This window comes from Flavobacterium sp. I3-2 (assembly GCF_013389595.1).
Taxonomy (GTDB): domain Bacteria; phylum Bacteroidota; class Bacteroidia; order Flavobacteriales; family Flavobacteriaceae; genus Flavobacterium.
In genome coordinates this window covers 800,224-820,834 of the sequence record NZ_CP058306.1, presented here as the reverse complement: position 1 = coordinate 820,834, position 20,611 = coordinate 800,224, and the positions used below count along the sequence as shown (strand labels likewise).

23 protein-coding genes and 1 pseudogene are annotated in these 20,611 nt (G+C 35.0%); 5 read left to right on the top strand and 19 right to left on the bottom strand.

All coding sequences use genetic code 11. From position 1 onward, the window contains the following. Nucleotides 1-219: 219 nt before the first annotated feature. From HW119_RS03935 to HW119_RS03920, 4 genes are all read right to left on the bottom strand, one after another. Nucleotides 220-387, bottom strand: a complete 168-nt coding sequence (locus HW119_RS03935; protein WP_177761366.1) for a hypothetical protein — start codon at nucleotides 385-387, stop codon at nucleotides 220-222. A 20-nt stretch (nucleotides 388-407) separates the two neighbouring features. Beyond that, nucleotides 408-827: a hypothetical protein gene (locus HW119_RS03930; RefSeq protein WP_177761364.1), complete on the bottom strand. Its 420-nt coding sequence runs from the start codon at nucleotides 825-827 to the stop codon at nucleotides 408-410. 4 nt (nucleotides 828-831) lie between these two features. Next, entirely contained in the window at nucleotides 832-1,230 is a 399-nt protein-coding gene (arfB, locus tag HW119_RS03925) for an alternative ribosome rescue aminoacyl-tRNA hydrolase ArfB (protein ID WP_177761362.1), read from the bottom strand. Between the two features lie 90 nt (nucleotides 1,231-1,320). Continuing rightward, on the bottom strand, nucleotides 1,321-1,959 hold the full coding sequence (locus HW119_RS03920) for a 4'-phosphopantetheinyl transferase family protein (RefSeq protein ID WP_177761360.1): 639 nt from the start codon (nucleotides 1,957-1,959) through the stop codon (nucleotides 1,321-1,323). 98 nt (nucleotides 1,960-2,057) lie between these two features. On the opposite strand from HW119_RS03920, the gene ahcY reads away from it, so the two are divergent. Further along, nucleotides 2,058-3,374 carry an adenosylhomocysteinase gene (gene ahcY / locus HW119_RS03915; RefSeq protein WP_177761358.1) on the top strand — a complete coding sequence of 439 codons (1,317 nt, stop codon included), beginning with the start codon at nucleotides 2,058-2,060 and terminating at the stop codon, nucleotides 3,372-3,374. 80 nt (nucleotides 3,375-3,454) lie between these two features. Continuing rightward, nucleotides 3,455-3,904, top strand: coding sequence for a carboxypeptidase-like regulatory domain-containing protein (locus HW119_RS03910; protein ID WP_177761356.1), 450 nt, complete (start codon nucleotides 3,455-3,457; stop codon nucleotides 3,902-3,904). On the opposite strand, the pseudogene HW119_RS03905 reads toward HW119_RS03910, so the two are convergent. The 3 genes and pseudogenes from HW119_RS03905 to HW119_RS03895 form a co-directional block, all read right to left on the bottom strand. After that, nucleotides 3,875-4,375, bottom strand: a pseudogene (locus HW119_RS03905) (IS1595-like element ISBbi1 family transposase); the annotation flags it as partial. The gene HW119_RS03910 and the pseudogene HW119_RS03905 overlap by 30 nt on opposite strands. A gap of 1 nt (nucleotide 4,376) precedes the next feature. Next, nucleotides 4,377-5,192, bottom strand: coding sequence for a sulfonamide-resistant dihydropteroate synthase Sul2 (gene sul2 / locus HW119_RS03900; RefSeq protein ID WP_001043260.1), 816 nt, complete (start codon nucleotides 5,190-5,192; stop codon nucleotides 4,377-4,379). Nucleotides 5,193-5,263: 71 nt separating this feature from the next. Continuing rightward, nucleotides 5,264-6,172 (bottom strand): IS1595-like element ISBbi1 family transposase, encoded by a 909-nt coding sequence (locus HW119_RS03895; protein WP_005807145.1) that lies wholly within the window; start codon nucleotides 6,170-6,172, stop codon nucleotides 5,264-5,266. 85 nt (nucleotides 6,173-6,257) lie between these two features. Between HW119_RS03895 and HW119_RS03890 the strand changes: the two genes are divergently transcribed. Continuing rightward, complete coding sequence (locus HW119_RS03890) at nucleotides 6,258-6,932, top strand: hypothetical protein (protein ID WP_177761354.1); 675 nt, start codon at nucleotides 6,258-6,260, stop codon at nucleotides 6,930-6,932. Nucleotides 6,933-6,972: 40 nt separating this feature from the next. Here HW119_RS03890 and HW119_RS03885 read toward each other — a convergent pair whose 3' ends face one another. Then, nucleotides 6,973-8,130 (bottom strand): MFS transporter, encoded by a 1,158-nt coding sequence (locus HW119_RS03885; protein ID WP_177761352.1) that lies wholly within the window; start codon nucleotides 8,128-8,130, stop codon nucleotides 6,973-6,975. Nucleotides 8,131-8,225: 95 nt separating this feature from the next. On the opposite strand from HW119_RS03885, the gene HW119_RS03880 reads away from it, so the two are divergent. Next, nucleotides 8,226-9,746 carry a SulP family inorganic anion transporter gene (locus HW119_RS03880; RefSeq protein ID WP_177761350.1) on the top strand — a complete coding sequence of 507 codons (1,521 nt, stop codon included), beginning with the start codon at nucleotides 8,226-8,228 and terminating at the stop codon, nucleotides 9,744-9,746. Nucleotides 9,747-9,770: 24 nt separating this feature from the next. On the opposite strand, the gene msrB is transcribed toward HW119_RS03880, so the two are convergent. The 4 genes from msrB to HW119_RS03860 all read right to left on the bottom strand — a co-directional run bounded on the left by msrB (nucleotide 9,771) and on the right by HW119_RS03860 (nucleotide 12,166). Next, nucleotides 9,771-10,220, bottom strand: coding sequence for a peptide-methionine (R)-S-oxide reductase MsrB (gene msrB / locus HW119_RS03875; protein ID WP_177761348.1), 450 nt, complete (start codon nucleotides 10,218-10,220; stop codon nucleotides 9,771-9,773). Nucleotides 10,221-10,238: 18 nt separating this feature from the next. Further along, nucleotides 10,239-10,436, bottom strand: coding sequence for a hypothetical protein (locus HW119_RS03870; RefSeq protein ID WP_177761346.1), 198 nt, complete (start codon nucleotides 10,434-10,436; stop codon nucleotides 10,239-10,241). Nucleotides 10,437-10,450: 14 nt separating this feature from the next. Beyond that, complete coding sequence (gene msrA, locus HW119_RS03865; protein WP_177761345.1) at nucleotides 10,451-10,981, bottom strand: peptide-methionine (S)-S-oxide reductase MsrA; 531 nt, start codon at nucleotides 10,979-10,981, stop codon at nucleotides 10,451-10,453. Between the two features lie 120 nt (nucleotides 10,982-11,101). Continuing rightward, nucleotides 11,102-12,166, bottom strand: a complete 1,065-nt coding sequence (locus tag HW119_RS03860) for an NADH:flavin oxidoreductase/NADH oxidase (protein WP_177761344.1) — start codon at nucleotides 12,164-12,166, stop codon at nucleotides 11,102-11,104. Between the two features lie 81 nt (nucleotides 12,167-12,247). Between HW119_RS03860 and HW119_RS03855 the strand changes: the two genes are divergently transcribed. Further along, nucleotides 12,248-13,117, top strand: coding sequence for a mechanosensitive ion channel family protein (locus tag HW119_RS03855; RefSeq protein ID WP_177761343.1), 870 nt, complete (start codon nucleotides 12,248-12,250; stop codon nucleotides 13,115-13,117). A gap of 89 nt (nucleotides 13,118-13,206) precedes the next feature. Here HW119_RS03855 and HW119_RS03850 read toward each other — a convergent pair whose 3' ends face one another. The 7 genes from HW119_RS03850 to HW119_RS03820 form a co-directional block, all read right to left on the bottom strand. Next, a complete protein-coding gene (locus tag HW119_RS03850; protein ID WP_177761342.1) occupies nucleotides 13,207-14,391 on the bottom strand; it encodes an oxygenase MpaB family protein in 1,185 nt (394 codons plus the stop codon). A 90-nt stretch (nucleotides 14,392-14,481) separates the two neighbouring features. Then, nucleotides 14,482-15,855, bottom strand: coding sequence for an NADH-quinone oxidoreductase subunit N (locus HW119_RS03845; protein WP_177761341.1), 1,374 nt, complete (start codon nucleotides 15,853-15,855; stop codon nucleotides 14,482-14,484). A gap of 53 nt (nucleotides 15,856-15,908) precedes the next feature. Further along, on the bottom strand, nucleotides 15,909-17,321 hold the full coding sequence (locus tag HW119_RS03840; protein ID WP_177761339.1) for a NuoM family protein: 1,413 nt from the start codon (nucleotides 17,319-17,321) through the stop codon (nucleotides 15,909-15,911). Nucleotides 17,322-17,331: 10 nt separating this feature from the next. Continuing rightward, nucleotides 17,332-19,224, bottom strand: a complete 1,893-nt coding sequence (gene nuoL / locus HW119_RS03835) for an NADH-quinone oxidoreductase subunit L (RefSeq protein ID WP_177761338.1) — start codon at nucleotides 19,222-19,224, stop codon at nucleotides 17,332-17,334. A gap of 5 nt (nucleotides 19,225-19,229) precedes the next feature. Continuing rightward, nucleotides 19,230-19,550, bottom strand: a complete 321-nt coding sequence (gene nuoK / locus HW119_RS03830) for an NADH-quinone oxidoreductase subunit NuoK (RefSeq protein ID WP_125017203.1) — start codon at nucleotides 19,548-19,550, stop codon at nucleotides 19,230-19,232. A gap of 2 nt (nucleotides 19,551-19,552) precedes the next feature. Then, nucleotides 19,553-20,059 carry an NADH-quinone oxidoreductase subunit J gene (locus HW119_RS03825; RefSeq protein ID WP_177761337.1) on the bottom strand — a complete coding sequence of 169 codons (507 nt, stop codon included), beginning with the start codon at nucleotides 20,057-20,059 and terminating at the stop codon, nucleotides 19,553-19,555. Nucleotides 20,060-20,061: 2 nt separating this feature from the next. Beyond that, complete coding sequence (locus HW119_RS03820) at nucleotides 20,062-20,604, bottom strand: NuoI/complex I 23 kDa subunit family protein (protein WP_177761336.1); 543 nt, start codon at nucleotides 20,602-20,604, stop codon at nucleotides 20,062-20,064. Nucleotides 20,605-20,611: the final 7 nt, after the last annotated feature.

Here is a 20,611-nt window from a genome sequence, read left to right as displayed (position 1 = left end):
AAATACTTTTACAAATAAAAGGGGCGTTATTTTGTTTGATTAAAAATTGATATGTAAAATGCGACCTTTCGCGTGCACTCGAAAAGTCTGTAATTTCCCTTGGCAGCATTACCTGCCCAGGTTCATTGGGTATGATCTCAGCCGTAATTGGCACCCCTTTGAGACGCAACAAATATAGTTCTTTTTTTGAAAGTAAAACAAATACTTGTAAATTTTGACTTACGCGTTTTTAGCTTTTCTTAATCTGAAATAAATAATCCATATTGCAATCGGAATCATGACATATTTAAAAATATCTGTACCTAAAATATAATCGATAATTGCGCCAATTCCACCAAGTGCAATCACAACAAAAAACATAATTAAGTATTTGAAAAAAGGTTGCATAGATTTTTTATTTTAAAAGTTTAAAACCAATTTTTAATTCTGTTTCTAAGCTTATATAAGTTGATTTTATCTACATAGAAAATTAAAACTATAAAAAGGATAGAATAAATTCCAGGGAGAATTAATCGTTTTACATCTGAATAAAAATTTTGAGCAGTCATTAAAAAAGATAAAAAAATAAAAATTGTTCCAAGTGAACTTATCGAAATTTTGTTCCAACTGTTGTGTTTTTTGAAAAAGTAATTTAAAGCTAATAGAACTAATAAAGTTGGGAGAGCGAATAAAATTCCAATAATGACAAACAAAAAATAAGCAGTGAAAAAATCTTTGATTTCAGTCCGTGTAGCTTCAGTATGTATTAATAGAAATGGTATTATAATAATCGGGCTTAACAGCAAAGTTCCAATCCAAGCAAAAGTAATTCTAGTGTCGTTTTTCATTATTCTAAAACTTAAAGTTTCTATTTTGTTTTTTCTCGGAATTGATTTTTTTATCGTTTAATCTTTTTCTGATTACCGATTTCGGGATTTTAGTTGCTATGCGTTTTTTGGCCACAACTAAAGCATTTTCTAACAAAAAGAAAAAACGCTTAGTTACGAGTTCTTTGTTTTTAAGCTGGCTTCGTGTTTCGTCGCATTCTAAAATTAAAATGCCTTCTTTGTTTATTCGGTTGGCTAATTTTTCTTGGATACGAATGATTTCGTTTTCGGATAAGCCAGAAGTCGCTAAACTATTCCAGTTTAAGATTACCTTGGTTGAAACCTTGTTTACGTTTTGTCCGCCAGCGCCAGAACTTCGAACGGCTTTAAAATCTAATTCGGTTTGTAATTGCGTTTTATTCATAGTTGTTAGATTCACTAATTCAATATAAACTTGTGAGATGCTGAAACAAGTTCAGCATGACAAAAATACCTATGGATGTGTTCTATAAAATTATTCATTATTTTCTAATCCGTAAACTAAGGTATAATTTTCAAAACTTTCAAAATGTAATCGGAAGTTTTGGTTGAAATTTAAGTTTTCTGAAGCGATGTGAGCGGTAACTATTTCCGAATTTAAATCAAATTGATGTACATGCATATCTTGCTTAAAACTCAAACTTCTAGAATTACACATTTTATACAAAGCTTCTTTTGCGCCCCAAATCACACTTAAATGTTCGATGTAATTGTTCTCTTTATCTAAAAATTCAAACTCGGAATCGATAAATTTATCTGCAATTCGAATGATTTTTTCGCGATTCATTTCTAAATCAATTCCTACATTTTCGGAACTTACGATAATTGCCGAAAATTCAAACGAATGCGTAATAGAAATATGCTTTCCGTCTTTTAAATTTGGTTTGCCATTCTCATCATAAAACAAATCAAAATCAGAATAGCCGGCTTTGTTTAATAAATGGCGAACACTCAAAAATCCGCATTGATGCGTTTTGGAAAGCATTTTTTCTAATCGTGCTAAACTAACATCTCTAAGCGGAGTTTCTTTAAACAAAGTGTCGAAATCTTCAGTGATTTTCCAAACGTAAATTTGCGTGTTTTCGTTAAGATTTATTTTTTTATATAGAGGCATTTGTGTATTAACGGTTTATTAAGAATCTAATTTAGTGCAATTAAAAAGTAATTCACTAAATTTGCGTAAATTTTGTTTACACAAATATACGATAAACGATGAGTAAAGAAACGATACCTTACGTACCTTATAAAGTTAAAGATATTTCTTTGGCTGCTTGGGGAAGAAAAGAAATTGAATTAGCTGAAGCTGAAATGCCAGGTTTAATGGCTTTAAGAGCTGAATATAAAGATGAGCAACCTTTAAAAGGAGCTCGTATTGCAGGATGTTTACACATGACGATTCAGACTGCAGTTTTAATTGAAACATTAAAAGCATTAGGAGCTGAGGTTACTTGGTCTTCTTGTAATATTTTCTCAACTCAAGACCAAGCTGCTGCTGCAATCGCTGAAGCTGGAATTCAAGTGTATGCTTGGAAAGGTTTAGATGAAGAATCTTTTGATTGGTGTATTGAGCAAACGTTATTCTTCGGTGAAGACCGTCAACCATTAAACATGATTTTAGATGATGGTGGAGATTTAACAAATATGGTTATTGACCGTTACCCAGAATTAGTTGCTGGAATCAAAGGTTTATCTGAAGAAACTACAACAGGAGTTCACCGTTTATACGAAAGAGTTAAAGCTGGAACTTTACCAATGCCTGCAATCAACGTAAACGATTCGGTTACTAAATCTAAATTTGATAACAAATACGGATGTAAAGAATCTGCAGTTGATGCAATTCGTCGTGCTACAGATTTAATGTTAGCTGGAAAACGCGTGGTTGTTTGTGGATACGGTGACGTAGGAAAAGGAACTGCTGCTTCTTTCCGTGGAGCTGGTTCTATTGTTACAGTTACAGAAATTGACCCTATTTGTGCTTTACAAGCTGCAATGGACGGTTACGAAGTTAAAAAATTAGATACGGTTGTTGGAAATGCGGATATCATCATCACAACTACAGGAAATAAAGATATCGTTGTTGGTCGCCACTTCGAGAAAATGAAAGATAAAACGGTAGTTTGTAACATCGGTCACTTCGATAATGAAATCGATATGGCTTGGTTAAATGCAACTTACGGAGCTTCTAAAAAAGAAGTGAAACCACAAGTTGATATTTACAACGTAAACGGAAACGACATCATTATTTTAGCTGAAGGGCGTTTAGTAAACTTAGGTTGTGCTACAGGTCACCCATCTTTTGTAATGTCAAATTCATTTACAAACCAAACATTAGCTCAAATTGAATTATGGAAAAATTCGGCTAATTATGAGAATGATGTTTACATGTTACCAAAACATTTAGATGAAAAAGTTGCTGCTTTACACTTAGCTAAACTAGGTGTTGAGTTAGAAACTTTATCTGAAGGTCAAGCTTCATATATCGGAGTTGAGGTTCAAGGTCCATTCAAACCAGAATATTACAGATACTAATTTTTAGTAAATATAAAATCACTTTAAGTCGGAAGAGTTTTCTTTCGACTTTTTTGTATATTCGAAGAAAAACATTTCATATGCAAAAAATTACACTTTTTTTATTTCTTATATTTTTTGTTCAGATGAACGCTCAAGTCGTGAGTGGAAAAATCATTGATTCAAATACAAAGTTACCTTTAGAAAGTGCATCTATATTTGTTGAAAATTCATCAATTGCAACCATGTCCAAAAAAGATGGAACTTTTCAAATTGATTTACGTGGCTTAAAAAATAATGTAGTAATTGATTATGTTGGTTATATTACATATCTAGTTCCAAAAGAAGATTTAAATAAAAATAATCTTACAATTTATTTGAAACCGAGCGATGAAAATTTAGCTGAAATGATTATTGACTCTTCACCATTCTCTCGTAAGGAAATGATGAAATGTTTTAAAAAATATTTTCTTGGAACTACATCAAATGGAAAAAGTTGTAAAATTTTTCTGATTATCCGTTTATGCACCTGTTATATTCGCAATTACTAGTCTGTCAAAGAGTTTGTCTCCAAAATACCGTCTGTTTAATTTGTAAATAAACTCGTTGAGATACAACTGTAAGTATTTCCTTTTGATTTTATGGTAGTTGCCCAGCAATGTCCGTTTTGCATTACTGATTGCGATATGCACCCATTTGAGTGTTTCCTTGGTGGTTTTGGCGTCTGATTTCTCGGTGACGTGCAATTCCACCAGATCGGAGATGTCAACGTAAGAAGTGCTTTTGTCCGAAAATACGATGGCATCATCCTCCATGCAGTCCCTGACCACGCCGTTGATTCCTTCACTTTGATGGCTATCCAGTACCCTGGCCTTGAAATAACGCACATGCTTCTCCTTTTTGCCCGTTTCGATATCTTCCAACGGGGTGCTTTCGGCCATCACCGCAACGTTCTGCTTTCCCTCGGCTCCCCGGCCACGTGTACCCTTGCCTCGCTCGATTTCCTTACTGGCCACCGAAAAGTTAACGAATTCTTGCGGTTTCTTTCAGCGCCGCCAATACCGCCAGCCCGTCGCGCAAGGGGCGCGGCTCGTGTGTGCGGATGAAGTCAGCTCCACCTGCGGCGGCGGCAAGCTCTGCAGCGAGTGTCGCGGCCCCGACATCCCCCGGACCACGGCCTGTGAGCGCGCGCAGAAAGGATTTGCGCGAAACAGACAGAAGCACCGGCAAATCGAAGCGCAGCCGCAATTCATCGAACCGCGCCAGCACCGAGAGCGAGGTTTCGGGAGCAGCCCCCAGAAAAAACCCCATGCCGGGATCAAGGACAAGGCGGTTGCGTTTGATACCGGCACCCGTCAGCGCCGCGATGCGCGCGTCAAAGAACGCCGCAATGTGATCCATGATGTCGCCAGCGGGTGCCTCGCGCCGATCTGCCTGCCCGTCTTGCACCGAATGCATAACGACGAGTTTGGCAGATGATTTCGCCAATTGCGGATAGAACGCAGCGTCTGGAAAACCGCGAATATCATTGAGATAGGCCACACCACGCGACAAGGCATAGGCTTGCGTCGCGGGTTGATAACTGTCGAGCGAGACGGGAATGCCATCTGCCTTGAGCGCGTCCAGCACCGGCGCGATACGCGCGATTTCTGTGTCGGACGAAACAGGCGCGGCGTCGGGATTGCTGGATGCCGGACCGAGGTCGATCACATCTGCCCCCTCGGCCATCAGCTTACGCGCCTGCGCAATGGCTGCGTCTGGCGCCAGATACCGGCCTCCATCGGAGAAACTGTCCGAGGTTATGTTGACGATGCCGAAAATGATGAGCGATTTATTCATGGGGGCTTCTATAATAATACCTAAAATCCGCAGGTAGTTAATTAGGATGTTTAAAGATTCTGATTATCCGTTTATGCACCTGTTATATTCGCAATTACTAGTCTGTCAAAGAGTTTGTCTCCAAAATACCGTCTGTTTAATTTGTAAATAAACTCGTTGAGATACAACTGTAAGTATTTCCTTTTGATTTTATGGTAGTTGCCCAGCAATGTCCGTTTTGCATTACTGATTGCGATATGCACCCATTTGAGTGTTTCCTTGGTGGTTTTGGCGTCTGATTTCTCGGTGACGTGCAATTCCACCAGATCGGAGATGTCAACGTAAGAAGTGCTTTTGTCCGAAAATACGATGGCATCATCCTCCATGCAGTCCCTGACCACGCCGTTGATTCCTTCACTTTGATGGCTATCCAGTACCCTGGCCTTGAAATAACGCACATGCTTCTCCTTTTTGCCCGTTTCGATATCTTCCAACGGGGTGCTTTCGGCCATCACCGCAACGTTCTGCTTTCCCTCGGCTCCCCGGCCACGTGTACCCTTGCCTCGCTCGATTTCCTTACTGGCCACCGAAAAGTAACCCTCATCCAGTTCTATCATCCCTTCCAGTGTATACCTTGCATCCCGGTTGCCCATCGCCCTGCGGAGTTTGTGTACCATCGCCCATACCGGTTCGTAACGCTTCAATCCTAATTGCTTCTGGAGTTCGTTGGTGGAGAATCCCTTTTTTGTGCAACTCATCAGGAACATCGTTTTGTACCACACCAGAAACGGCAGCTTGGAGCTCTCCATGATCGTACCGCTGCGCAACGAGGTGCGGAAACGGCAACCTTTGCATTCATAACTCCATTTACCCTGTAACCAATAATGGGAAGTGCCCCCGCATCGCTTGCAGACAACCCCTTCCTTATCACGCTGCTCCTTGAAATGCAAACGACAATCTTCCTCCGAACCGAAATGAGCCGTAAAACTGAATATGTTCATAATCCCTGCTTTTTGAGCGCTAATATACTAAAAATATTAGGTGTGTTTGCGGAGAATCAGAAAAATTTTAAATGAAAAAGCAATTGTGTTTTTTTTCGACAGAAAGACAAATACGTTGTATGCAGAATCAGCTGAACCTTTAATCATCGAGAATAAAAATTTAGAGTATAAAATTCGATTTATTTTAGAAGAGTTTCAAGCCAATTTCAATGCACATTCTTTAGATTTTTTTAATTATAAAGGAAGTAGTTTTTTTGGATATAGTTCTTACATTGATTCAAGTTCAAATGAAAAAAGTGTTGCTAGTAAACGCAAGAAAACATACGAAAACGGAATCCCTTTTTTCTTAAAAGCTTTAGCAACTGATGAACTTCAATCGAATCATTTAGGTTTTTATTTAAGTGGATTTCCAACTGATGAAAAAGAATTCTTTAAGTCTGAGGCCAATGAAAATGGTTATACAATTCAAGTATTAAAAATGCCGACAAAGAAAGTTCCTGATGCGAGTAAGCTTCCAAAAAAAGATGGACGTTTTGTTATTGTTGCTGGACAAGAAGGACCAACAAAAGAAGTTCCTACAAACTTAAATGTATTACAGTCAAAAACTAAAAATCAATCCATTGTTCAATTGAATTCAGAACAAATTCAAATTGATAAAAATGGAAATCTTCTTTATCCAAGTCAAGTGTTTTTTGGAGGTTATTTCGGTAATTTAAAATTAGGAGATATGTTACCTATCGATTATGAATATATAAAATAAGAAACAAAAATGAGGTCATCATATATAACCTCATTTTTATTTATATACCTTGTTTCTTTACAACAGTTCTTAAAAAGATAAACGCTAAAATTGCACCTGAAAAAGCCATTCCAACACCAACTAAAACAGGTGAATTATATGCCAATCCCATCGTGATAGGAATTCCTCCAAAATAAGCACCTAAAGTATTTCCTAAATTAAAACTTGCCTGTCCGGCTGCTGCAGCTAATGTTTCAGCACCTTTTGCTGTGTTAATTAACATCATTTGTAATGACGAACCAATGGTAAATGAAACCATTCCGGTTATGAAAGCCATTATAAATGACATATAATATGAATGTGCTGTGAAATAAACCACAACTAAACAAAGTGCCATTGCGGTAAACGATGCCATTGCTGCTTTGGTTGGTGAGATGGTATCGGCTAATTTTCCGCCAATTAAATTTCCGAAAAACATACCTAAACCAATTAAAAACATAATGATAGGGATTTGATTTTCGGCTAAACCTCCAACGTTTGTAACCATTGGTCCGATGTATGAAATCCATGCAAATAAACCACCCGTTCCGATAGAAATAATCGCAACTAATAACCAAGCTTCCCAACGTTTAAAAAACGAAATCTGCCCAATGACGTCGTTTGAAGTTGATGATTCTGTTTTTGGTAACCAAAAATAAATAGCTGCAAAAGTTGCCAAACCTAATACGGCAATAATTCCGTAAGTTAAACGCCATGAATAATGATGTCCGATGTAAGTACCTAAAGGAACACCTGCTAAATTTGCAATCGTCATTCCGGTAAACATAATGGCAATAGCTTGAGCTTCTTTTCCTTTTTGAGCTAATTGAGCCGCCACAACAGAACCAACTCCAAAAAATGCTCCGTGCGGTAAACCAGACATAAATCGGGTAATCATTAATGTTTCTTGCGTAGGTGCTACAGCAAATAATCCGTTGAAAACGAAAAATAAAACCATCAAAAATAACAATACTTTTTTAGGTGGAAATTTACCTGTAAAGAGCACTAAAATTGGAGCGCCAACAACGACTCCTAAAGCATAAATCGCAATTAAATGCGCTGCTTCTGGAATTGCAATATGTAAATCTTTAGCGATGTCTTGTAAAATTCCCATCATCGTAAATTCGGTCATTCCGATGGCTAAACCACCAAACGCTAAAGCGATTAATCCTTTGTTCATTATTATAAATTTAAGGTCGCAAAATTACCACTTTTATTTTCTGATAAAAACATAAACTATTGCCAATAGATTATCTTTGTGTTTTATTTTAAAAAATGGATATGATTTCACAGGTTCAAAACCTAAAAAAAATAGATTATAAAGTTGAGGTTTTAGCTGGTTTAACCGTTGCAATGACCATGATTCCTGAATCGTTATCGTTTGCTATTCTTGCTGGCTTGTCGCCATTGGTTGGACTTTACGGAGCTGTGATTATGGGAATTGTAACTGCAATTTTTGGGGGTCGTCCGGGTTTAATTTCCGGTGGAGCAGGAGCAACTATTGTAGTTTTAATCGCTTTAATCAGTTCGCACGGCGTTGAATATTTATTTGCAACTTTGGTTTTAGCCGGAATTATTCAATTTTTAGTTGGAGTTTTTAAGTTTGGGAAATTCATTCGATTGATTCCACAACCTGTAATGTATGGATTTTTGAACGGATTGGCTTGTATCATTTTCATGTCGCAAATCAATCAATTTAAAATTCAAGGTACAGACGAATGGCTTTCGGGTTTTCCGCTTTATACCATGATTGGATTAACCGCTTTAACCATTATGGTTGTTTATTTCTTCCCAAAAATCACTAAAAAAATTCCCACTTCGTTAGTAGCTATTTTGGTTGTTTTTGCTGCCGTTTTCTTTTTGAATATCGAAACGAAAACCGTTGCTGATATTGCAAATATCAAAGGAAGTTTGCCTTCGTTTCATATTCCTATGGTTCCGCTAACTTTTGAAACACTTGAAATTATTTTTCCGTATGCGTTAATTATGGCTGGTGTTGGTCTTATTGAAACTTTGTTGACTTTAACGATGGTTGATGAAATAACCAATACTAAAGGAAGTTCAAATAAAGAAGCGATGGCGCAAGGTGGAGCTAATATTTTGAATGGATTTTTTGGTGGAATGGGTGGCTGTGCTATGGTTGCGCAAACGTTTGTGAATTTAAATTCGGGCTCCAAAACACGTGTTTCTGGAATTATTGCAGCAGTAACCATCATGTTGATTATTTTAGTTGGTGCTCCGTTTATCGAACAGATTCCGATGGCTGCTTTGGTTGGTGTTATGATGATGGTTTCTATCGGAACGTTTCAATGGGCATCTTTTAAAGGGTTACGAAAAATGCCACTTTCAGATGTTTTGATTAGTATCATAGTTGCATTGATTACCATTTTTATGCACAATTTAGCTTTAGCTGTTTTGGTTGGAGTTATTATTTCTGCTTTGGTTTTTGCTTGGGAAAGTTCCAAACGAATCATTATAAAATCAAGTTTGATTAACGCTGAGACTAAAGTTTACGAAGTTTCTGGTCCGCTTTTTTTTGGTTCGATTACTTCGTTTAACGATAGTTTTGCTATTCAAGACGACCCAGAAACTGTAATTGTCGATTTTAAAAATAGTAGAATTACAGATATGAGTGCGATTGAAGCTGTTCATTTATTAACATCGAAATATGCGAAAATAAACAAGAAAGTTATTTTAAAACATTTAAGTTCTGATTCGATTTTGTTGTTAAAAAACGCCGAAGGAATTATCGAAGTAAATATCGATGAAGATCCAACATATAAAGTGATGCCATAAAAAAATCCTGCCTAAGCAGGATTTTTATTTATGATTTTTTTTAACTAAAGCTTCGCCATTCATACAATAGCGTAAGCCACTTGGTTCTGGACCATCTGGAAAAACGTGACCTAAATGCGCATCACAAGTATTACATTGTGTTTCAACTCGAATCATTCCAAACGAAATGTCTTTTATATACTTGATACTATTTTGTTTTATTGGTTGTGTAAAACTTGGCCATCCTGTACCTGATTCAAATTTTTCAGAGGCGTCGAAAAGCAAAGTACCACAACAAACACAAGAGTACAATCCTGGATCGAAACTTCTACATAAATCATTACTAAAAGATCGTTCTGTTCCGTGTTTACGAGTTACATAAAATTGTTCGGGTGTTAATTGTTCAGCCCATTCTTCATCTGTTTTTTCAATTCTTTTATCAGGAACTGGATTTCCTCTATTTATAAAACCGATGATGTTATTCCAATTTAGCATAATTGTTTTTTTTTATAGTTATTTATCTTCTGTTTCTTGAACTAATTTTTTGAATACAGATTTTGTAAATCGAATGTATTTCTTTTCTTCTAAATCAAAGCCAATCCATTTGTAATTGTTTCCAAATGGGCATTTTGGAGTATCTTCTAAATCTCCTGAAACTAATATATACCTATTTGAATTGGCTAGATATAAAGCATTATTTATCTTTTCCATGATATAAACAAAATCTAATTTTTAAAATAATTAGAAAAATTTTTCTTGAATTTTGCTAATTTAGGAGAGATTATAGCTTGACAATATGGAGCATCTGTATTTTGAAAATAATAATTCTGATGACGTTCTTCAGCTTCATAAAATACTTCAAATTTTTTAATTTCTGTAACAATTGGTTTGTCAAATTGTTCTTGAAGTATTTGAATAATTTTGTGAATGATGTCTTTTTCAGTCTGATTGTTAAAAAAAATAATACTTCTATATTGTGTTCCTTTATCTGCACCTTGTGCATTTAATCTTGTTGGATTATGAGTTAATAAATGTAGTGTAATGAGTTCTTCAAAAGAAATAATTTCTGAATTGTAAGTGATTTGAATTACTTCGGCATGTCCGGTTCTACCGGTACAAATTTCTCTATAAGGTGGGTTTTTTATAAAACCTCCGCTGTATCCACTCTTTACAGTTATTACACCTTTAGTGTTTTTGAAGATTGCTTCTGTACACCAAAAGCATCCACCACCTAATGTTACTGTTCTCGTTTTCATAAAAATTCCTTTCTATTAATTAATGATTTTGATATTCATTATTATAGTCGTAAGAATTATTTTTTCCTGACAATCAAAAGCAAAAAAAATCCTAAGAAAGATTCTCAGGATTTTTTCGAATTATTCTTTTCCACGTTCGTATTGCGGTGCCCATGGAATTTCTTCGCCTAAATCTATTGCAGCTTGATAAACAAAATGCGGATTTCTCAAAAATTCTCTCGCAACGAAAATCAAATCAGCTTCGTTGTTTTGTAGAATTTCTTCTGCCTGATTTCCTGAATCAATCAATCCAACTGCACCTGTAATGGCATTGGTTTCTTTTTTAACTCGAGCAGCAAACGGAACTTGATAATTTTTAGAAACCGGAATTTCTTGATGACGAACCAATCCGCCGGTAGAAATATCCATAACTTCAACACCTTTTTCTTTTAGGATTTGACAAAGTTCAACCGTTTCAAAACAAGTCCAACCGCCATCTGCCCAATCGGTCGCAGATAAACGAACCCAAAGCGATTGAGTGGTTAACTCTGATTTAACAGCATCAACAACTTCTAAAATAAAACGAACTCTATTTTCAAACGAACCTCCGTAAATATCTTTTCTTAGATTGGTTAATGGAGAAAAAAACTGATGCGCCAAATAGCCATGTGCTCCATGAATTTCAATGATTTCATAACCTGCTTTTACGGCTCTTTTTGCAGCTTCTTTAAATTGTATGATGATTTTTTCTATCGCTTCAATCGTTAATTCAATTGGAAGATTATCAGTTTCGTTAAACCCAATTGCTGATGGAGCAACGGTTTGCCATCCGTTTTCTTCATTGGGGTTGAATTGATTTCTGTTAATCCAAGGTTTATTCGTGCTTGCTTTTCGACCAGCATGCGAAAGTTGAATTCCAGGAATAGTTCCTTGAGATTTGATGAAATGATTTATTTCTGAAAGTTTCTCGATATGCCCGTCTTTCCAAATTCCTAAATCTCCGAATGTAATTCTGCCTTCTGGACAAACTGCAGTAGCTTCTTGTATGATTGCTGCAGCTCTACCAATTGCATATTGTCCTAGATGAACCAAATGCCAATTGTTCGCGAAACCATCTTCTGCCGTATATTGACACATCGGTGAAACAACAATTCTATTATGTAATGTGTGATTTTTTAAATGTAAAGGTGAAAATAATGTTGACATGTTATTTTTTTGATTTGATACGTAAATTTACTTATAAAAATTGATTAGATATTTATCTTTGTATGATAATATATTTGATTTATGAAGGATTCGTTGATAAAAGTTTTTAAGAGTTGGGAATTTGATGCCGAAGAAATTGGCGCAAAATTAATTATAGCTTTCTTTATCTTATTTATGTTTTTTTTGATTGCTAGACTTTCGCGTAAAATTTTTTTAAAGTTAAATGCTAATCTGTTAAGTAAACATCCTGATATATTAAATTTATTATCAAAAATTATATATTATATTTTCTTGGTTTTAGGATATTTTCTTTTCCTAAAGATTGTTGGTTTAGAACAATATTTTTCTAAAATCCTTGCAGGTGCCGGTATTGTAGGAATTATTGCTGGTTTTGCTTTAAAAGATATTGCTTCGAATGCGTTTGCAGGTTTGTTATTATTTATTAAAAAACCTTATGTAAAAGGTGATTGGGTTCAGCTTGACGGACATTATGGAAAAGTCGAATTAGTTGGATGGCTTACAACAACTTTGTCAAACAAAACGGGGCAAGAAATTTATATTTCAAATCAATTGATTTATAGCGGAACTTTTATTAATTATTCAAAATACAAAAAACGTCGAATTTGTCTTCAAGCCGATGTTCAAAATTTTATCGATGTACCAAAACTTAAGCAATTGTTGCATGAAGAAACTTCAAAGTTTTCGAATCTTTTACCAAATAATTTAATCAATTTTTATGTTACAAAAATTGGAGTAGATGGTGGTTTTTCTTTTGAATTGTTATATTGGATACATTTTGATGAAGGTCATAATTTTAGAGATTCGATAAGTAAAGCACTTTTAATGATTAATAATATAGGTTTAGATAATTCGATAACTATAAAAAATATCACGTGGCAATCTGATGAAGAAGATGAAACTTCTGCTGAAAGATTTGGGATTGGAGGATAGTTTTTTAGCCCAGATTGTAGCGGTATCCTTTTATGTAACGTAGTGAAATAAAAGATTTAGCGGAAAGCTGGAAATAGCTTCTTATAAAATTACTTTTCTTGATGATATAAATCTCTGACTTCTAATTGTTGTTTGTAACCACGAGCAACAATTTTTTTGTATCTATTTTCGGAACTAAAGGCATATTTTTCAACAATCGAATTGATTGAACAAATCATTTTGACCCAATAAATTGCTTTGGTTTTTGGGATTTGTAATTTTGCACAAGTTTCATTTCCGAGCATTTCCCAATTATAGCCCAAGTTGGTTTTGTACACAAAATTTTTTAATAAAGTAGAATTGGTAAACGTAACATTTTTAGGTTCGGTGTAAAGTGAATGTGCCAACGCAACCGAATCTGTATCGGGACCTTTTTGTGTTTTGCTCCATAAAAATAACGCATCGACGGCTTGTTGCTCGGTATCTACCAACAAATGTTCGGGAATTCCGATTAAATAGCCAACATATTTCCAAAGGTTTAATGTGCCATCAATTTCTTTTTGGGTAGGATGTAAGCCCAATTTTTTTAGACCATCGATATAAGCAATCGAAAAACCAAGATTGGTCGCCAACATATCCCAAAGGTTTAACGGACGTCCCCAAAGTTCAGATTTCCATTCCGGATTTTTCTCAATCATGATGCGAGAAAATGAATGAATCAATCGTGTAGTAATGACGCTGTAAAATCCTTTTCCTTTAAGTTTCAATTGATTTTTTCCTGTAACATTTACCCAAAAAACCACGGTGTCAGACAAGCGTTTAACCGCTCCTTTTTTCAAAGCGCCTGTGAAAATTAAAGGTTTGTTTATGGCAGACGATTCATAACCGCCCATTAACGAATAATCACGCAAGGTTGCTAATCCGGATGTTCCGGTACGGTTACTAAAATCGCAACCCGCATCGATTAAATCTTGATTTACCCATTGTGGAACAGAAAATATTTGGTTTAAAAATTTTTGTGTATTTTCTGAATACGATTCTAAATTTTCTGGGTACGATTGTATCATTTGATGAATTTTCCCCATTCCTTGTGCAAATCCGTATTTAACTAAATATTCTTCTGCAATAGCATCACCCAATTCATCTACTTGAAAATAGTATGAAACGAATGTATCAGCATCTTTTAATGAAATGTTTTTGGAAAGTTTTGAATGAAAATATTGACTTGTTTTCGGATTCCAATAACTTGAAAAAGCGTCTGAATTTTCAGAAATATGTCGGGCTGGAATATGCATTTCGTAAGCTGATTTGAAATATAAAATTACATAAAAAAGTCGGAACCAATGTCCGACTTTTCTTAATTAAAATATAAATCAAATATAAACTTAGAATAAATTCAAGATTGAAGATGGACAAAGTCCCATTGCGATGTTAAGTAAAATAGCTACAACGGCAACGGTTTTATAAATCCAGCTGTGATTGGTTTCTGGTAATTCTGAAATTGCTTCTTGTGAGTACATCGCGTTGATTACTTTGAAATAATAGTAAACGCTGATGATTGAGTTGATAACTCCGAAGATAACTAATTCTAAATGTCCGCTTTCTAATGCCGAACCAAATAAGAAGAATTTACCAAAGAATCCTGCAAAGATTGGAATTCCAGCCATCGATAATAAAGCCATTGTGAAGACAGCTGCCATTAATGGATTTTGTTTTCCTAAACCTTTAAAATGTTTGATTTTTTCGTCTTTGTAGTTTTTACAAACCGCAATGATAATCGCAAATGCGGCAATACTCGCAAAAGAATAAGCTGCTGCATAATAGAACAATTCTGCTGTTGCATTTGTTGTGTTAAATAAAGCAATCATCATAAATCCGGCGTGAGAAATACCCGAATAAGCCAACATACGTTTGATGTTGTCTTGTTTTAATGCCATGATATTTCCAACAAACATCGTTGCAATTGCTAAACAAATTAATAACACGGTAAACGAATCAGACATATAACTTGCGAATATGCTGTGAATTTTAAACAAGGTTGCCATTGCTGCAACTTTTGCCAATGTACTCATCGTTGCCGTTGTTAATGTTGGCGAACCTTGATAAACATCTGGTGCCCAAAAATGGAATGGGAAAGCTGCGATTTTAAATAACATTCCAATGCAAACCAAAACAACTCCTAACGATAAAAAGTTTGGCGTTCCTGGATTTAATAACGCATTTGAAATGGTGTTTAAATCAAATGAAGCTGTTGCTCCGTATATTAATGCGATTCCGAATAAGATAAATCCTGAAGCAAACGAACCTAAAAGGAAATATTTCATTCCGGCTTCGTTACTTTTAATTTTTGTTGGATTACTTCCTGCTAGAATATAAAGTGTAATAGATAAGATTTCTAATCCGATAAAAAACATCGTTAAGTTTCCGAAAGAAACCATCGAAACAGCTCCGATTAATAAGAATAGTTTTAACGAAGTATAATCCGAAATTTTATCATACGTTTCTTTATAAAAATCTTGTCCCATCGCTACAATGAAAATCGTAATAACGATAAATAAGCTACTAAACATTTTGCTGAAATTCGTTTCAACAATCATGTTATTATAGTTTTCAGAAAGTATTTGCGCATCACAAAATGTAAATCCAAGTGCTGCCAATAATCCTAAAATGGTTAAAGAAACAATGGTTTTACGAAGGTTTATGATTTCTAAAACCAATATTAAAACGGCTAATCCTGCTAATGCAATTAATGTATTCATACTATTTTTGAATTAAATGAAAACGGTTTCCCGAATGCATTTTTAATGATTAGTTAGTTAGTAAATAAAAATAATAAATCGGTTATTGGTTTTGGATAAATTCCGAAGAAAATAACCGCAACTGCTAAAACGAATAAAACCAAAAACTCTATACTATTTAAATCTGTAAATGCTTTTACGTTTGTTTTTCCTAAAACAGCATCTTCGAACATTTTTAGCATATAGTAAGCTCCTAAAATAATAGTTGAACCTCCAAGTATTGCATAAATCCAACCGATTTGAGATAAACTATATAACAAGGTAAATTCTCCGATGAAACTGAAAGTTCCAGGTAAACCTATCGAAGCGAATAAGAAAATTAAGAAAAATGAAGTGAATTTAATTGCGTGTGCACGAATTCCACCAAGTTCTTTTATTTCGTAAGTTCCGTATCGTTTGTAGATGATTTCAACCAAGAAGAATAAAGCTACAATTACAATTCCGTGTGCTAACATTTGCACCACCGCTCCTTGCATTCCGTCTTGTGTAAACGTGTAAGCTCCAGCTGCGATTAAACCAACGTGCGCCATTGACGAATAAGCTAATAATCGTTTTAAATTGGTTTCGCGTAATGCGATTAACGATGCATAAATAATACCGATAATACATAAAACCAAAACTGTATTTAACACGCGTTCGTTTACTTGAGGTGTTAACGGAAGTTGCCAACGTAAAATAGAATAAACTCCCATTTTAAGCATGATTCCCGAAAGTAACATCGTTCCGATTGCAGGTGCTTTTTCGTAGGTATTTGCTTGCCATGTATGGAATGGAAAAATAGGTAACTTAATGGCATAAGCCAAGAAGAAAGCTAGGAAAATCCAAGTTTGTTCATCGGCAGTCAAGCTGATTTGCGCTAAGTTTGGTAATAAGAAACTTCCCGATTTTTGATATAAATACAAAAATGCAATTAGCATAAATAACGAACCTGCAAATGTGTAAATAAAGAATTTAATGATTGCAGCTTTGCGAATTTCCCAAGTATCGCTTCCCCAAAGTAAAGCAATAAAGAAAATTGGAATCAATGCTAATTCCCAGAAAATATAATATACAAATCCGTCTTCGGCTAAGAAAGTTCCAGTCATGGCAAAAGCCATAAATAAAACTAAAGCGAATAATTTATGCGGATTTTTAAAGTCTTTTCCAACAGCAGTTAAAAGAATTAATGGAGTTAAGAAAGTGGTTAAAGCTACCATTAATAAACTTAATCCGTCTGCTTTTAACGAAATCCAAATGTTTGGTTTGGTCATCCATTGTGTTTGAAACGAAACATTTGCTCCGTTCTGAAATTCACAAATGTTGAAAGCAGTTAAACCCAAGGCAACTATACTTGTTAGTACCGCGACGTTTAATGCCATTTTTTTACCGGCAACAAAAGTTAAAATTGCTCCGATTAATAAAGTAAGTAAGATAAAAGTTACGTTCATTTTATATAAATTATCTTGCTATGAATAAATAGTAAATCATCGTACAAACTCCGAATACGAAGGCAAATAAATACAATCCGATGTTTCCGTTTTGTAATTTTTTTCCTTGGTAAGAAACTTCGCTAGCAAATTTTGCAAAGAAAAGTACGATTCCAGAAATAAGTAACTCTATCACGTTTTTGAAGAATCCACCCAACATATTTATAGGTTGAACCACGATTGCCATATAAATTTCATCTAAATAATATTTATTAGCTAATACTTTTTGGATTCCACGAACTTGATTGTCGTTAACCGGAACTTCTTTGTTTTTGATGTATTTGTTGTATGCTAATCCAATTCCGATTAAAGCACCAATTACAGCAATTCCCATTAAAATATATTCTGATGTTCCTAAATGATGCGGATGCGAAGCAGCATTATTCACAATCACCGGAGCTAAATATTCGTTTAACCAACTGTGACCAGGAATTGAAATCAATCCACCAACAGCAGCTAAAATCGCTAAAACAATTAATGGAATGGTCATCGAAGCAGGACTTTCATGTAAATGAGCTTCTTGTTCTTTTGTTCCTCTGAATGTATTAAAGAAAGTTAAGTACAATAATCTGAACATATAGAAAGCCGTCATGATAGAAGCTAACGAACCAATAACATATAAAGGAATGTTATTATGGAAAGCGGTCATTAAGATTTCGTCTTTAGAGAAGAATCCTGATAAAGGAGGAATTCCTGAAATTGCTAAAGTTGAAACTAAGAATGTTGCATAAGTGATTTTCATGTATTTTTTCAATCCACCCATGTGACGCATGTCTTGTTCTCCATAAATTGCGTGAATCACAGAACCCGAACCTAAGAATAAACAAGCTTTAAAGAAAGCGTGAGTTATTACGTGAAAAACGGCAATTTCGTAAGCTGCAAATCCAATAGCCATAAACATCAAACCTAATTGAGAAACGGTTGAATATGCTAAAACCTTTTTGATGTCGTTTTGCATTAATCCGATAGAAGCAGCCATAAAAGCTGTGATTCCTCCAATAATTGCAATGATGTTTTGAACATCAGGAGTTAAATCGAAAAGGAAGTTTAATCGCGTAATCATGAAGATTCCGGCAGTAACCATCGTTGCTGCGTGAATTAACGCAGAAACTGGAGTTGGACCTGCCATCGCGTCTGGTAACCAAGTGTATAATGGTAATTGCGCACTTTTACCCGTTGCTCCGATGAATAATGCTAAAGTTGCAAAGCTTAATAAAACAGCGAATGATGAAGCAGTTACGCCCATTACGGTTTGTTCTCTTAACTCAACAAAATCAATTGTTCCGAATAAATAGATGATGATGAAAGTTCCTACTAAGAAACCTAAATCTCCCACACGATTCATGATGAAAGCTTTCTTTGAAGCGTTGTTGTAATCGCGGTTTTCATGCCAAAATCCAATCAATAAATAAGAGCATAAACCAACACCTTCCCAACCGATAAACATCATTAATAAGTTGCTTCCTGAAACTAAAACCATCATAAAGAAGATGAATAAGTTTAAGTACGCAAAGAATTTATGAAAGTTTTCGTCTTCTTTCATGTAGCTTGTTGAATATAAGTGAATCAACGAACCAATTCCGGTTACGAATAACAACCAAAGTGCTGTAAGTTGGTCGAAGTAAAATGCGAAATCAATTTTGAAATTCTTTAAAGAAAACCATTCAAATAAGTTGATACGAATGGCTTCTCCCGAATCTTTAATTTGAAGGAATAAACAAACGCTAATGATAAATGATATCACAATTGTTGCTGTTCCGATGATTCCAGAAAGGGATTTTCCTAATTTTTTTCCGAATAAGAAATTGATTAAAAAACCTATTAACGGAATAATCAATGCGAATAAAAGTATGTTTGTATCCATTTAAATTAGCCTTTTAAGTTTTTTAATTTATCAATATCAATTGAACCAATATGTCTGTAAATCGATACCAAGATGGCTAATCCAATAGCAACTTCTGCGGCAGCAACTGCCATGGTAAAGAATACAAAAACTTGTCCTTGCGGATCTTGATGGTAGTTAGAAAATGCAACTAAAAGTAAGTTGGCTGCATTTAACATAATCTCAATTGACATAAACATAACGATTGCGTTTCGGCGATATAAGATTCCGAAAACGCCTACACTAAATAGTAAAATAGCTAAATAGATGTAGTTTTCAATTCCGATGATTTGTAAAACGTTCTCCATAGTTAGGCTATTTTTTTATCTTTTTTAGAAATTAAAACCGCTCCAATCATTGCCATTAATAATAACACAGCAGCCATTTCAAATGGTACAACAAATTCGTTCATTAACACTTTTCCTAAAACCTGAATGCTTTGGTAATCTTGTCCTGAATTTACATAAGCATCAAATGCAGGAGCCGTTTTTGTTAAAGCAGTAACTAAAACCAATCCGATTAAACAGAAAGCGACGGTTGCAATTAACTTGGTTACTAATGGTTTTGAAATTTCGTTACTGATATTCAAATTCATTAACATGATGGTGAATAACATTAAAATCATGATAGCACCCGAATACACAATAATGTGAACCATAGCTAAGAATTGTGAATTTAATAAAGCATAATGTCCGGCAATACTAAAAAAACTAACTACTAACCAAATGGCACTATGAATAGGATTTTTGCTTAAAATGGTAATAAAAGCACTTCCTAATGTAATTGCTGAAAGCAAATAAAATAATATCTCAATCATAATTAGGCTTGCATTTTTTTAGTGTTCTGAATTGCCATTTCTAATGGCATTACTAATTCTTCTTTTCCGAAGATGAAGCTTTCGCGAGAAGTATCAGAGAAAACAATTTGCTTAGATTTAGTTAAGTAAATGGCTTGTTTTGGACAAGCTTCTTCACACAATCCACAGAAAATACAACGCAACATATTAATCTCGTAGATTTCTGCATATTTCTCTTCTCTGTACAGATGTTTCTCGTCAGTTTTTCGTTCTGCAGCTTTCATGGTAATGGCTTCTGCCGGACATGATAAAGCACAAAGTCCGCAAGCTGTACAACGTTCTCTTCCTTCGTCGTCGCGCATAAGCATGTGTCTACCGCGGTAAACGTCGCTAAACGGACGTGTTTGTTCAGGGTAACTAATCGTTACTTTTTTCTTGAACATATGTTTTAAAGTAGTCCACATTCCTTTAGCAATAGCAATGATGTAAATGCGCTCGCCTAAAGTCATTTTTTTGTTGGCTACTTGTTTTTTTCTTCCTGATAATGATACCGTTTCTATTGACATTTTCAGT

Excerpts from the sequence above, each read along its gene's own strand:
- HW119_RS03935 (WP_177761366.1), bottom strand. The coding sequence starts at position 387 with ATGCAACCTTTTTTCAAATACTTAATTATGTTTTTTGTTGTGATTGCA.
- HW119_RS03930 (WP_177761364.1), bottom strand. The coding sequence starts at position 827 with ATGAAAAACGACACTAGAATTACTTTTGCTTGGATTGGAACTTTGCTG.
- arfB (WP_177761362.1), bottom strand. The coding sequence starts at position 1,230 with ATGAATAAAACGCAATTACAAACCGAATTAGATTTTAAAGCCGTTCGA.
- HW119_RS03920 (WP_177761360.1), bottom strand. The coding sequence starts at position 1,959 with ATGCCTCTATATAAAAAAATAAATCTTAACGAAAACACGCAAATTTAC.
- ahcY (WP_177761358.1), top strand. The coding sequence starts at position 2,058 with ATGAGTAAAGAAACGATACCTTACGTACCTTATAAAGTTAAAGATATT.
- HW119_RS03910 (WP_177761356.1), top strand. The coding sequence starts at position 3,455 with ATGCAAAAAATTACACTTTTTTTATTTCTTATATTTTTTGTTCAGATG.
- sul2 (WP_001043260.1), bottom strand. The coding sequence starts at position 5,192 with ATGAATAAATCGCTCATCATTTTCGGCATCGTCAACATAACCTCGGAC.
- HW119_RS03895 (WP_005807145.1), bottom strand. The coding sequence starts at position 6,172 with ATGAACATATTCAGTTTTACGGCTCATTTCGGTTCGGAGGAAGATTGT.
- HW119_RS03885 (WP_177761352.1), bottom strand. The coding sequence starts at position 8,130 with ATGAACAAAGGATTAATCGCTTTAGCGTTTGGTGGTTTAGCCATCGGA.
- HW119_RS03880 (WP_177761350.1), top strand. The coding sequence starts at position 8,226 with ATGGATATGATTTCACAGGTTCAAAACCTAAAAAAAATAGATTATAAA.
- msrB (WP_177761348.1), bottom strand. The coding sequence starts at position 10,220 with ATGCTAAATTGGAATAACATCATCGGTTTTATAAATAGAGGAAATCCA.
- HW119_RS03870 (WP_177761346.1), bottom strand. The coding sequence starts at position 10,436 with ATGGAAAAGATAAATAATGCTTTATATCTAGCCAATTCAAATAGGTAT.
- msrA (WP_177761345.1), bottom strand. The coding sequence starts at position 10,981 with ATGAAAACGAGAACAGTAACATTAGGTGGTGGATGCTTTTGGTGTACA.
- HW119_RS03860 (WP_177761344.1), bottom strand. The coding sequence starts at position 12,166 with ATGTCAACATTATTTTCACCTTTACATTTAAAAAATCACACATTACAT.
- HW119_RS03855 (WP_177761343.1), top strand. The coding sequence starts at position 12,248 with ATGAAGGATTCGTTGATAAAAGTTTTTAAGAGTTGGGAATTTGATGCC.
- HW119_RS03850 (WP_177761342.1), bottom strand. The coding sequence starts at position 14,391 with ATGCATATTCCAGCCCGACATATTTCTGAAAATTCAGACGCTTTTTCA.
- HW119_RS03845 (WP_177761341.1), bottom strand. The coding sequence starts at position 15,855 with ATGAATACATTAATTGCATTAGCAGGATTAGCCGTTTTAATATTGGTT.
- HW119_RS03840 (WP_177761339.1), bottom strand. The coding sequence starts at position 17,321 with ATGAACGTAACTTTTATCTTACTTACTTTATTAATCGGAGCAATTTTA.
- nuoL (WP_177761338.1), bottom strand. The coding sequence starts at position 19,224 with ATGGATACAAACATACTTTTATTCGCATTGATTATTCCGTTAATAGGT.
- nuoK (WP_125017203.1), bottom strand. The coding sequence starts at position 19,550 with ATGGAGAACGTTTTACAAATCATCGGAATTGAAAACTACATCTATTTA.
- HW119_RS03825 (WP_177761337.1), bottom strand. The coding sequence starts at position 20,059 with ATGATTGAGATATTATTTTATTTGCTTTCAGCAATTACATTAGGAAGT.
- HW119_RS03820 (WP_177761336.1), bottom strand. The coding sequence starts at position 20,604 with ATGTCAATAGAAACGGTATCATTATCAGGAAGAAAAAAACAAGTAGCC.